Origin of the sequence: Salinibacterium hongtaonis, from assembly GCF_003065485.1 — a bacterium.
GTDB lineage: Bacteria > Actinomycetota > Actinomycetes > Actinomycetales > Microbacteriaceae > Homoserinimonas > Homoserinimonas hongtaonis.
In genome coordinates this window covers 1,784,088-1,796,215 of record NZ_CP026951.1, presented here as the reverse complement: position 1 = coordinate 1,796,215, position 12,128 = coordinate 1,784,088, and the positions used below count along the sequence as shown (strand labels likewise).

General features: G+C 64.4%; 8 protein-coding genes. 4 read left to right on the top strand and 4 right to left on the bottom strand.

Annotation, left to right across the window (positions count from 1 at the left end; all coding sequences use genetic code 11):
• Positions 1–7: 7 nt before the first annotated feature.
• Together C2138_RS08610 and C2138_RS08605 are read left to right on the top strand one after the other, a co-directional pair.
• Positions 8–301, top strand: coding sequence for an Rv1322 family protein (locus C2138_RS08610; RefSeq protein ID WP_108517095.1), 294 nt, complete (start codon positions 8–10; stop codon positions 299–301).
• Between the two features lie 106 nt (positions 302–407).
• Positions 408–1,100: an alpha/beta hydrolase gene (locus C2138_RS08605; RefSeq protein ID WP_241961218.1), complete on the top strand. Its 693-nt coding sequence runs from the start codon at positions 408–410 to the stop codon at positions 1,098–1,100.
• 73 nt (positions 1,101–1,173) lie between these two features.
• Here C2138_RS08605 and C2138_RS08600 read toward each other — a convergent pair whose 3' ends face one another.
• Positions 1,174–2,217, bottom strand: a complete 1,044-nt coding sequence (locus C2138_RS08600; protein WP_108517092.1) for an AI-2E family transporter — start codon at positions 2,215–2,217, stop codon at positions 1,174–1,176.
• A 17-nt stretch (positions 2,218–2,234) separates the two neighbouring features.
• Positions 2,235–4,616 carry a hypothetical protein gene (locus C2138_RS08595; RefSeq protein WP_108517090.1) on the bottom strand — a complete coding sequence of 794 codons (2,382 nt, stop codon included), beginning with the start codon at positions 4,614–4,616 and terminating at the stop codon, positions 2,235–2,237.
• Between the two features lie 285 nt (positions 4,617–4,901).
• On the opposite strand from C2138_RS08595, the gene C2138_RS08590 reads away from it, so the two are divergent.
• On the top strand, positions 4,902–6,686 hold the full coding sequence (locus C2138_RS08590; RefSeq protein ID WP_108517088.1) for a DUF8094 domain-containing protein: 1,785 nt from the start codon (positions 4,902–4,904) through the stop codon (positions 6,684–6,686).
• The gene (locus tag C2138_RS08585; RefSeq protein ID WP_108517086.1) at positions 6,683–7,618 is read left to right on the top strand and encodes a tetratricopeptide repeat protein; all 936 of its coding nucleotides are present in this window, start codon (positions 6,683–6,685) and stop codon (positions 7,616–7,618) included. Before C2138_RS08590 ends, C2138_RS08585 begins: the two co-directional genes overlap by 4 nt.
• Here C2138_RS08585 and glgB read toward each other — a convergent pair.
• Positions 7,599–9,773 (bottom strand): 1,4-alpha-glucan branching protein GlgB, encoded by a 2,175-nt coding sequence (glgB, locus tag C2138_RS08580; RefSeq protein ID WP_108517085.1) that lies wholly within the window; start codon positions 9,771–9,773, stop codon positions 7,599–7,601. The genes C2138_RS08585 and glgB overlap by 20 nt on opposite strands.
• Complete coding sequence (locus C2138_RS08575) at positions 9,770–11,935, bottom strand: alpha-1,4-glucan--maltose-1-phosphate maltosyltransferase (RefSeq protein WP_108517083.1); 2,166 nt, start codon at positions 11,933–11,935, stop codon at positions 9,770–9,772. Before C2138_RS08575 ends, glgB begins: the two co-directional genes overlap by 4 nt.
• Positions 11,936–12,128 lie beyond the last annotated feature (193 nt).

Genomic DNA, 12,128 nt, shown 5'->3' with positions numbered 1-12,128 from the left:
TTGAACCATGCCCAGGTCTAATCGCCCCCGAAATCGGCGCCGGCCAGAGGTGGGCGAGCGCGACCTGGCCGCCGCCCTGTTTGGTGGCCGGCAGACGGAATCGAAGCGCGGCATCGAGTGGAATGTGCAGCCCGTCGCCGCGCCATCCGCTCTCAAGGGATATACCTGCCCGGGATGCTCTGGCCAGGTGGCCGCAGGTACCGCCCACGTTGTTGTGTGGCGCGCCGATAGCTTTTTGGGTGACGAGCGCGCGCTGAGCGAGCGGCGTCACTGGCATTCGCACTGTTGGAAGATCGCGTGATGAAGGGAACAGCGTGACGAACGCAGGGGAGCATGTCTCCGCAGGGGAGCCGGTCAACGCCAGCGAGCGTGGCGCAGCCAGCGCGCAGGTCGAGGTCAAGGCTGGCATCGAGTTGCCAGCCCGACGCGAAGACATCGAGCTTCACACCAGGGACGGGCTCACGCTCGTCGGTGAGCTCGCCCTCCCAGAGTCGGCAGACCCCGTCGCCACGATGCTTGCGCTGCACCCGTTGCCCACCGCAGGCGGGTTTATGGATTCGCACATCATTCGCAAGGCCGCAGCTCGTTTGCCCGCTCTCGCCGATATCGCGGTCCTCAGGTTCAACTTTCGCGGCACGTCGTCGCCGCGGGGCACATCAGAGGGTGCATTCGGCGAGGGCATCGACGAGGCCCAGGATCTCGCTGCCGCCATCGATTTCGTATCGCAACGTGGGTTGCCAGCACCCTGGCTCGTTGGCTGGTCGTTCGGCACCGAGGTTGCGCTCAAACACGGCCGCGACTATGACATCCCCGGCGTCATTCTTCTCTCGCCGCCCCTCCGCCGCACCAGCCAGGATGAGCTGGCCGCATGGGCTGGATCCGGCAAGAGGGTCGTGGCAGTTGTGCCTGAGCTCGACGACTTTCTGCGACCGGCCGAGGCGGCGGAGAGATTCGCTGCCGTGCCCGAGACCGAGTTTGTCGCAGTAGACGGTGGGCGGCACCTCTGGGTGGGGGAGCAGCAGACCCGTCGGGTTCTCAACGAGATCGTTGAGCGACTCAACCCTGCAGCCGTACCGTTGCCCACTACCTACCCGCTGTAACGCCGCGTCCGGCACCCAGAGGCGGGCGCTGCGCTCGGGGGAGCCGGAATCAGGCTCAGGCCGGGAGAAGCCGCTACAGCTCGTTCTGGCGCGGGATGAATACCTGCTTGACGATGATCAGTGCGGATGCCGCCACGGGGATGGCGACAAGGGCCCCGAGAACGCCGAGAAGGGCACCGCCGGCGAGGGCAGCGATGACGACGACAACCCCGGGCACCTTGACCGCGCGGTTCATGATGCGCGGGTTGATGACGTAGGCCTCGATCTGCATGTAGATGAGGTAGTAGATCGCCACGACGAGCACGAGCGGCCATCCGTTGAAGGCGAGAACGCTCAGCACGATGATGGTCGAACCCGTGAGGGTACCGACGAGAGGCACGAGGCTGAAGAGGAACGCGATGAAGGCGAGCAGCACGGAGTACTGGGCGCCGATAACTGACAAGAAAATGAAGCTCAGCACGCCGTTGATAAAGGCGAGAGAGGCCTGTCCCACGACGTAGCGCCCGACCGACTCGATGACCTGCTCCGAGATGTCGATGAACGTGCCTCGCTTGGAGGCGGGAACGAGCTGGTAGATGCCCCGCTTCATCGTGTGAAGAGACGACACAAAGTACAGCGTCAGAATGAGGATGATGATGGCGCCGAAGAGCGCCGTGGCGATTCCGATGCCCGCCTGGAGCACACCGCCGCCGATGCTGAACAGGTCCAGGTTCTCTACAAACTTGGTGACCTCACCGAAGACCAGCTTGACGTCAAGGGCGGGGAATGCCGATTGGATCGCTGTGACTAGCTCGCCATCCTGAACTAGCTTGATGACATCGACAGCCTGGGCAATGAGTTTATCGACCTGCTCCGCAATGACGGGGATAAGAGCGAAGACCAGAGCTGTTGCTGCGCCGACTACCCCTATGAGAACGGTGAGAATGGCCGCCCAGCGGGGAAACCGCTTGCGTTCGAGAAACGAGACGATCGGGTCGAGCCCGAGCGCGATAAACAGGGCGGCGCCGATGTACGTGAGGATCGTCGCGAGGCTCCCGATCGCCACGCCAATGCCGATCGCAAGGAGGACCCCGAGCCCGCCAAAGAGTCCGAGTCGAAACGCGTTCTGGATCTTCATTCGGCTCCCGCTCGCGGTTAGTTTTCGCTCGTGATTCGTTCTGCTTCTTTGAGCATGCCACGCAGGTTCTCAAAGTACCCCGCGACGGCTTCTCGCTCGATCCTAATCTTGGTGAGACGCTCTTCTGCATCCGACACGAGAGCAGCGGATGTGCGCTCCGCTTCGTCGATAATGGCGCGAGAGCGGGCCTCGGCATTGGCGAGAACTTCGGCAGCGGTCGCAGAGGACTCCTCGCGAAGAGCACGGGCTTCCGCCTTGGATGTCGACTCGAGGTCTTCTGCCTCTTTGCGCTTCTCAGAGGCACGTTTTGTCGCCTCAAGGAGCTGGTTCTGCGCTTCGTCGAGGTACTTCTGCGTCTGCAGCACTGCCTCCTGCTGCTTAGCGAGGAACTCCTTCTCCGCCTCATCACGGCGAGCCTTGAGCTCGACGTCCAGGTCGATGCGGGCCTGCTCGACCTCGCGCGTCGTCGCTGTGCGCTGCTCATCGGTTTCGAAGGCGAGCTGGGCCCGCACGGTCTCGTTCTCGTGGGCCAGACGGGTGCGCTGCTCTTCTACCTCGTGCGCTACGGCGTTACGTTGCTGTGCCAGGTCGCGTTCGAGCTCGCGGCGGGCGTGCGTCGTGTAGTTGTCGAGCTCCGCTCTGGCAGACGTGATTTCGAGCTCGAGCTCCGCGCGAGCTCGGGTTGTTTCTTCTGCGAGCTCGGTACGGGCGCGGTCTGACTCCTCCTGAAGCTCCGAGCGGGCAGCGGTGATCTCGCGCTGCAGGTCACTGCGACCGTTTGATGCTTCAAGATCAAGGGTGCTCCGCACCTTCTCTGCCTCGAGCTCGAGCTCCGTGCGGATGCGCGTGGCCTCCTGCTCGAGTTCTGTGCGTACGCGAGACGCCTCTTCGTGCACCTTGGCTTTGCTTGCGGCGATCTCGGCGGCGAGTTCGTTGTGCCGAGCGGTGATCTCTCCGGCGAGCTCAGCGCGGCCAGCGGTTACCGCGTTCTCAAGCTCGGCGGTGCGGCTCGCAAGCTCGTGCTCGAACTCGGCACGCCGAGTGGTGATCTCGTTGTCGAGTTCGGTGCGGCGGGTCGTGATCTCGTTGTCGAGTTCGGTGCGGCGGGTGGTGATCTCGTTCTTGAGTTCGGTGCGGCGGGTCGTGATCTCGTTGTCGAGCTCAGACGTGCGGGTGGCGATCTCGTTGTCGAGCTCAGACGTGCGGCTCGCGATCTCTAGCTCGAGCTCTTCTGTTCGCGTCGCGATCTCACGCGCTAGCTCATCCCGGCCGGCGGTGATGGCACGCTCAAGCTCGGCCAGGCGGGTGCGCGTCTGGCGATCGAGTTCGCTCGTGCGGGTCGTGATCTCGTGGTCGAGCTCCGAACGACGAGCCGTAATCTCCTGGTCGAGTGCGCTGCGCTCCGCTGCCGTCTCTTCTGCGAGACGGGCGCGGGCCTCCGCAGTCTCGCGCTGCAGAGCCGCCTGCGCTTCAGCGGTGTCTCGCTCAAGCGCCCCGCGGGCCTCTGCGGTGTCGCGCTCCAATGCGCCGCGGGCCTCGGTGGTGTCGAGTTCAAGCGCGGTGCGGGCCTCGGTGATTTCGCGGGTGAGCTCGGCGCGGGTGCGCTCCGCCGTGCTGTCGATGTCGGCCCGGGTCTCGGAGACATAGGTGTCGATCTCGGTGCGCTTCTGCTCGATCTCGCGCTGGAGCTCGGCACGCTGGCGTTCGTTGTCGGCGGCAAATTCGATGCGGGCGCGCTCGGTCTCGCGGGCGAGGGCCGAAGCGGCTTCTCGGGATTCGCTTGCTTCGCGCTCGACCACTGCACGCAGTTCGGCTGCATCGCGCTCGGCTTCGGCCCGAACAGCAGCAGCTTCGCGCTTAGCGGTGGAGCGAACCTCCGCGGCCTCGGTGGCCACGGCGCCGCGGATCGTGGCCGCCTCGCGGAGAGCATCCTGGGTGAGGGTTTCTGCCTCTGCACGCACGCGGGCTAGGAGGTCATCCGCCTCGGCACGGGCCTCGCCGAGCATTTTCTCAGCACGCACTGTGGCGTCAGAAATCAGGCGGTTAGCAGCCTCTGCTGCCTCGTTACGCAATCCCTGCACCTCAGACTGAACCGAACTGCGAAGCTTCTCGGCGTCAATATCGGCTTGACTGATCAGCCGGGTCGACTGTTCCTCTGCGATGCGCAGGGTGTTTTCAAGTTTGGTGCCGAGACCGGCGTATGTGGGGCTACCCGTCTCATCAAGCTCAGCCTGAAGGTCGTCGACGGTGGCGCGAAGGCGCTTGAGCTCTTTGTTCGCCTCGACCTTGTCGGAGTTCGCCTTGATGAGCTCTCTACGCAGATCCTGAATTGCGCTGTCGACCTCATCGCGGCTGTAGCCGCGCATGACGGTGCTGAACGTTCCCTCGTCGATAGCCACGGTTCTCTCCCTGTGAACATTGAGACGGCATCAGCTGGGGGCTGCTCCGCGCTACCCCCCAGTTTAGTGCCAGAGCGGCCCGTGCCAGCCACTGGCCTCAGCGGTCCCCGCATGCGGCATACAGGTCGTTATTAGGCGGCGTTCAGCGAGCCTGACTAGTGTGGAATGTCTTTGCCCGCAAAAAGGTGAGCCCGCAGGGGCTCCCGAGCGGCCTCGCGAGAAGCGCCCCGAGTGTGCTGCTTCACCCGATCGCGGTCGCGGCGGCACTATGAAAGGAGGGTTTGGTTGCGGTTCGTTGCAGCAATCGTCAGCTTCGTGCTGGCATTCGTGCTGATCGGTCTCGGTCTAGCCCAGCGCACAGTTTTCGCAGGACCCGACGAGGTTGTCGCTGAAGCAACATTCGACTCTGAGGCCCCCGTGGCCATCATCGACGAAGAGGCCCTCCAGGCCTTTGACGGTCGCCAGACAATCGACATCAGCGGCTCTGATCAGGTCATCGCCGCCTACGGGCGATCAGAAGATGTCACTGCGTGGGTCGGCCTCGCCACCCATACCGTTCTCACGGTCGACGAGGAGACCGGTGAGGTCAAGGCCAAGCTGGTCAAGGGAGAAGAAACGACGGTGCCGAGCGCCATCGGTTCCGACCTCTGGTTCGCTGAGTATTCCGGCGAGTCCGCCGTGAGCTTTAGTGCGAACATTCCCGAAGGGATCTCCGTCATCTTTATGGCGGATGGCACGCAGCCAGCCCCCGATACCGTCAGCATCAGCTGGCCGACAGACCCCCGGACGCCCTGGACCGGCCCCCTCATCGTGGCCGGCGTCATCCTTCTTCTTCTTGGTGGAGTTCTGTACTTCTGGGCCTTCCGTCACTGGCGCAAGACCAGAGGTCCTCGCCGCAAGCAGCCCAAGCAGCCTAAGGAGCCCAAGCTGCCTCGACAGCCGCGCTACAGCAACCGCAAGGCCGCCAAGGCGGTTCGGCCCGCCAACCCCGCCGGTACCGATTCCTCGGCCGGTCGTCGCTCATCGCGCAAGATGATCGCGATCCCCGTGGTGCTTGTCGGCTCGCTCGTTTTCACGGGATGCTCCGCCGACAACTGGCCGCAGCTCGGCGGGGGATCAGAGCCCTCGGTCGCGGCCTCGGCCGAAGCGGATTCGACAGATGCCGGAATCAAGGATCCCGCTGTCACAGAGAAGCAGCTCGCCCGCATCATGGACGAGGTTGCGACCGTGGCGACGGAAGCCGACGCAGCAACCTCCGAGGATCTGCTGGCCACGCGATTCGAAGGCCCCGCCTACGAAGTTCGGGCGGCGAACTACATCATGCGTCGCGCTGACCCCGCTCAGCCGCTGCCGCAGGCAATCGTTGGCGCGCCCATCGCGCTGTCGCTGCCTCAGCAGACGGATGCCTGGCCCCGCGTCGTGCTCGTTGTCGTGCAAGACGCTGATGACGAGACCGTGGTTCCGACTGCCGTCATGCTTGAGCAGGCAACACCGCGTGAGAACTACAAGGCGCAGTATGCCGTGAAGCTGCAGGCAACAGAGTTCCCCGATGTTGCAGCCTCGACGGTCGGTGCTGTGCGCTACTCGCCCGATAACAAGTTCCTCAAGCTGGCCCCTGAGGAGGTATTTGCCGCGTACTCCGACATCCTGCTCGTGGGTGCGGCGAGTACCTATGCCGAGCAGTTCGACCTTGAGACGGACACCTTTATCGGGCTGGCTGGCCCTGATGCACGCGCTGCACGCGCAGCATCCGTATCGGGCCCGGCGACGCTGTCTACCGCGCTGACCGCGGGTTCTGGCTCGCGCATCGCTCTCGCGACGGATAACACAGGGGCGATCATCACCCTGAGCTTTAATGACACCGAGACAATCACCCCGACCGAAGCCAACGCGACGATTGCGCTCCTGGGCTCGGTAAAGCTCTTGACGGGCCTATCCGAGACCAAAAAGGGCGTCAATGTCACGTATGGTTACCAATTGCTCTTCTATGTGCCACCGGCCGGAAGTGATGAGAAGATCCGTCTCCTCGGTGCGACCGAGGGCGTCATATCGGCAGGAGAACTCCCATGACCAACCTTCCCCCAGCAGGCGCGCAGCTCCGCGGCGCGGTTGATCTTTCATCGCTCGTGCGCCCGCCCGCAGGCCCCGGCGGTGCCCCCATGGCCAGCAGGCCCGCTGACGGCTCGCCCGTCGTAGTTCCGAGCCTTGTCCTGGCGAGCGACGATCAGGCGTTCCCCGGGCTGCTTGAACTCTCGAACACGGTCCCCGTGATCGTGGAGTTCCACGCTGGTCAGCCCTGGCAGGGCATTGCGGATGTCGTGCGCAGCTACGCGGGCCGGTTCGTGCTCGCAAGCGTGGACGCGACCCGTAACCCTCAGCTGCAGCAGGCTTTCACGGTTTCGGCCGTGCCGACCGTCGCGGCCGTCATCGCGGGCCGCCCACTCGCCCTCTTCGAGGGCGAGGTTGCCGACGACCAGCTGCGCCAGGTGCTCGACCAGCTGCTGACCCTCGCGGCGCAGAACGGCGTAACGGGGACGGCTGCCGTCGACGGCGAAGACGACGATGCGGCTGAGCCGGTTGACGAACCTCTGCCGCCGCTCCACCAGGAGGCATACGACGCGATCGAGCGCGCCGACTACCCGGCGGCTATCGCAGCCTACGAGACGGCCATCGCGCAGGACCCCCGAGATCACCTCGCGGTTGCCGGTCTCGCGCAGGTCTCGCTGCTCCACCGACTTACGGGCAAAACCGCTGCGGAGATCCGCTCGGCGGCGGGCGAAGCGCCCCAGGACGTTGACGCCCAACTTGCCGTCGCCGACCTCGATGTCTCTGGTGGCCACCTTGAGGACGCATTCTCACGACTGCTGGACCTCTTCGTGTCGCTCGATCAGGAGTCGAAGGATCGCGTTCGCGCGAGGATGCTGGACTACTTCGAGATCGCCGGCGCAGAGGACCCCCGGGTCATCGCTGCGCGCCGCCAGCTCACGAACCTTCTGTACTAGCGCGGGGCAGTGGGGCGAGAAACAGCGCACCGAGCGGGGGCAGAGTCAGCTCCACCGAGGCGGGCTGGCCGTGCCATGACGCCTGCTCAGCCGTCACCGCACCCCAATTGCCCACGCCCGAACCGCCGAACTCGACGGCATCCGAGTTGACCAATTCTGACCATTCGCCCGCGAACGGCAGGCCAATGCGGTACTGGTTGAGAGGGACTCCAGAGAAGTTGACGATGGCGACGAGCGGATCACCCTCAGCCGACCAGCGGATGAACCCCACAACGGAGCTTGCTGCGTCGTCGCCCACGAGCCATTCGAAGCCTCGCCGCTCGTTGTCGCGGGACCACAGCTCAGGCCTGTCTCGATAGACCCGGTTGAGCCCGGCAACGAAGCGAAGAAGGTTCTGGTGGTCTGGCTGCTCAAGGAGCCACCAGTCGAGCCCGCGCTGTTCGCTCCACTCTGCAGACTGGCCGAACTCTTGCCCCATGAACAGCAACTGTTTGCCGGGATGGGCCCACATGAATGCCAGATACGCGCGGACATTGGCGAACTTCTGCCATTGGTCGCCGGGCATCTTGTTGAGAAGCGAGCCTTTGCCGTGGACCACCTCGTCGTGGCTGATCGGCAGCATAAAGCTCTCGCTAAAGGCGTACTGAAAACTGAACGTGATGTCGTTGTGGTGGTGTGATCGCCACATCGGGTCGACGGCCATGTACTGCAGGGAGTCGTGCATCCAGCCCATGTTCCATTTAAGGCCGAAGCCGAGCCCGTTAGCTCCCGTGGGGCGCGTGACCCCGGGAAAGGCTGTCGACTCCTCCGCGATCATCACGATGCCGGGGTAGCGCTTGTAGGCCGTGGCGTTGACCTCCTGGAGAAAGCTGATGGCCTCCAGGTTTTCTCGCCCGCCGAATTCGTTGGGCAGCCACTCCTCACGGGAGTAGTCGAGGTAGAGCATCGAGGCCACGGCGTCGACCCGCAGGCCGTCGATATGAAACTCCTCGAGCCAATACAGGGCATTGGCGACGAGAAAGTTGCGAACCTGGCTGTGGCCAAAGTCGAACACGAGGGTGCCCCAGTCCGGCTGCTCGCCTCGCCGCGGGTCTGGATGTTCATAAACCGGTTGACCGTCGAAATTGGCCAGAGCCCACTCATCTTTGGGAAAGTGGCCTGGCACCCAGTCCATCAGCACCCCGATGCCCGCCTGGTGCAGGCGGTCGATCAGGTAACGCAGGTCGTCGGGATGCCCGAACCGGCTTGTGGGGGCGTAGTAGCCGGTCACCTGGTAGCCCCAGGAGGGGCCGTAGGGATGCTCGGCGAGCGGCATGAACTCCACATGGGTGAAGCCGAGATCTGTGACGTAGTCGATGATCTGGTCGGCCGCATCCCGGTAACTGAGCCCGGGCCGCCATGACCCCAGATGCAACTCGTAGACGCTCATGGGGATGTTGTGCGGGTCGCTGGCCGATCGCTGGGCCAGCCACGCGGCATCCTGCCACTCGTAGTCGCTGGTGCCGGTCACGGAGGCGGTGCGAGGGGGGATTTCTGTGTAGCGAGCCATAGGGTCTGCCCGCACGACCCAGGTGCCGGCGCGGGTGAGGATCTCGAACTTGTAGGCGACGCCAGCGCCGACCCCGGGAACGAATATTTCCCAGACGCCGTTATCGTCGAGCCGGCGCAGCGCGTGGCCGAGCCCACTCCAGCCGTTGAAGTCGCCGATAACGCGGACGGCACGAGCGTGGGGCGCCCACACCGAGACGGCGATCCCCGCAACGCCTTCGTGAGTGCGCACGTGCGCTCCGAGCATTCGCCACAGTTCTTCGTGCCGACCCTCCGCGAAAAGGTACGTGTCCATTTCGCCGACGGTGGGGGAGAACCGATAGGGGTCCTCGGCCTCCCACGGCTCTGCTTCGCCGTAGGTGGCGACGATGCGGTAAGGCTGCGCCATCCCCGCGTGGCTTCCGTGCCAGAGCCCATTGGTGAGGTGTCGGAGCTCGACCTCAACGCCATCAGAGAGAACGGCCGTCACCGTCTCTGCGAGGGGGCGAAGCACCCGGATGATGACTCCGTCACCGCCCGCATGCTGGCCGAGCACGGAGTGGGGATGCGGATGCCGGGCCTCGGCGATGGCAAGTATGGTGTCGGTGTCGAGCTCGGGAATCGTCATGCGGTCGCTCCCGTCGTGCGCGAAGCCCTCGGCCCGCCGGTGTAGTGAACCTGCAGGATATGCACGGGTTCCACGAGCGGATCGAGCCGAACGAAGGTGTCGCGGCCCCACGGGAACCGGGCTCCCGTCACGAGGTCTATGACCTCAAATGTGGCGTCGATCTCGAGACCGAGCCTCGTGAGGTCAAGCCGCACCATCGTCTCCTTTATGGCATGGGGGTCGAGATTCGCGACAACGATGATTCCGTCGGGTCGCCCGTCCGGGGTGAATTCTGACGGGAGGTACTTCGTGTAGACGAGCACCGAATCGTCGTCACTCCAGTGGGCGCAAAAAGTGCGGAGCTGCCGCAGCGCTGCATGTTCGGAGCGGATGCGGTTGAGGGTGGTGAGGTAGGGCGCAAGCGAGGTGCCCTCCGCCTCTGCCGCGGCGTAGTCCCGCGGGCGATACTCATACTTCTCGTTGTCGATGTTCTCCTCGGACCCCGGCCGCGCCACGTTCTCTACGAGCTCGAACGCGGAGTAGACACCCCACGTTGGGGCACCCGTCGCGGCGATAGCAGCACGAATCTTGTGGGCAGCCCGCCCGCCGCGCTGCAGATACTCCGTGAGGATGTCCGGGGTATTCACGAAGAGATTGGGGCGCAGGTAGTCGGCGGTCTCGTGCGAGAGCTCCGTGAGGTAGTCGATGAGTTCTTGCTTGGTATTGCGCCAGGTGAAGTACGTGTAGGACTGCTGGAATCCCACCTGGGCGAGAGCCTGAAGCATGGGTGGCCGGGTGAAAGCCTCGGCGAGAAACACGACGTCGGGATAGCGGATGGCGACCTCATGGAGCAGCCACTCCCAGAACTGCAGCGGCTTCGTGTGCGGGTTATCGACCCGAAAGATTCGCACTCCCAGCCCGATCCAGTGCTCGACGACGCGCAGGACCTCCTCACGCAGGCCAGTGGGGTCGTTATCGAAGTTGAGAGGGTAGATGTCCTGATACTTCTTGGGTGGGTTCTCGGCGTAGGCGATTGTGCCGTCGGCCCTGGTCGTGAACCATTCAGGATGGTCCGTGACCCAGGGGTGATCAGGAGAGCACTGGAGGGCCAGGTCGAGGGCGATTTCGATTCCGTTGCGGGATGCTGCGGAGACGAAGGCAGAGAAGTCGGCGATTGTGCCGAGGTCGGGGTGCACGGCGTCGTGCCCGCCAGCCGCCGACCCGATAGCCCAGGGAGAGCCTGGGTCGCCGGGGCCAGCATCCAGAGTGTTGTTGGGGCCCTTGCGAAAGCTCGTTCCGATGGGATGGATGGGCGGCAGATAGAGCACGTCGAAGCCCATTGCCGCGAGCTGAGGCAGTCGCCGGGCTGCGCTGCGGAAGGTTCCGCTCTTCCATCGGCCGTCCTTGAGGCGCTGCGCACCCTCTGAGCGGGGAAAGAACTCGTACCAGCTGCCAACGCCAGCCCGGGTGCGCTCGACCCGCAGTTCAAGCGAGCCGGAGAACGTCTCGCGCGAGGCGATCGTCGCGTTCGCCAAGGCAGCGTTGAGCAGGCTGTCGAGCGCCGCAGCGAGTCTGGCGGCGGGGGTGAGTTTCGTGTCGCCCAGCGCAACCGCCTGGGCTCGGATCACGGAGGAGCGCGGATGCTCGCGCGCGGCCCGGGCGAGCAAGGCGGCGCCTTCGTCGACCATGAGCTCGGCGTCGCTGTTCATGGCCACCTTGATGGAGGCGTTGTGCCGCCAAGTCGCCCAGTCGTCGCAGAATGCCCGCACGCTCCACGACCAGGTGCCCTGCTGGTCGATGAGCACGTCGACAACGAATCGGTCGGTGCCTTTGGTGCGCTCCAGCATCCGGTGGCGGGTCACCGCACCCGCAGGGTCGGTGAGCAGGAGTTCGGCCCCGAGTACCTCGTGCCCCTCCATGAAGATGGTCGCGCTGAACGGCACTACTTCACCGACAAAGGCTTTGGCTGGCCAGATGTTCTCCGGTTGCCTCGGGGCGAGCTGTGTTATAGCGATTCGCCCGATTCGGGGCGTGTAGGCGGGGGTCGGATGCTGGAGTTGAGCGTTCGCTGAGGCCACGTTCTTGACCGTATCGGTTTCGGCTCTTGACGGGGAGGGCGAACCGGCGCGGCAGGCAGTTCGGGGGACATTGTGCGAAAACCGGGGGACGGCCCTTGTCGGCATTGCAGGGGACTACGGGTGTACCCCCTGCACTGGGGACATGTCGGAGGTGGCGACGGGCATACAAGTACGTGCACTCTCTACTCGGGGATGCCACAGAAGCTCATACCCGGAGCTTGATCCCTCCGTACTTACCCAGCAGAACCCGGCTTACCCCCGGGGCACCAACGAGATAGCCCGATGTCGACATCACGTG

What these genes read in the sequence shown, in the direction of transcription:
- C2138_RS08610 (WP_108517095.1), top strand. Translation starts at nt 8, where the DNA reads ATGCCCAGGTCTAATCGCCCCCGAAATCGGCGCCGGCCAGAGGTGGGC.
- C2138_RS08600 (WP_108517092.1), bottom strand. Translation starts at nt 2,217, where the DNA reads ATGAAGATCCAGAACGCGTTTCGACTCGGACTCTTTGGCGGGCTCGGG.
- C2138_RS08575 (WP_108517083.1), bottom strand. Translation starts at nt 11,935, where the DNA reads ATGCCGACAAGGGCCGTCCCCCGGTTTTCGCACAATGTCCCCCGAACT.
- glgB (WP_108517085.1), bottom strand. Translation starts at nt 9,773, where the DNA reads ATGACGATTCCCGAGCTCGACACCGACACCATACTTGCCATCGCCGAG.
- C2138_RS08585 (WP_108517086.1), top strand. Translation starts at nt 6,683, where the DNA reads ATGACCAACCTTCCCCCAGCAGGCGCGCAGCTCCGCGGCGCGGTTGAT.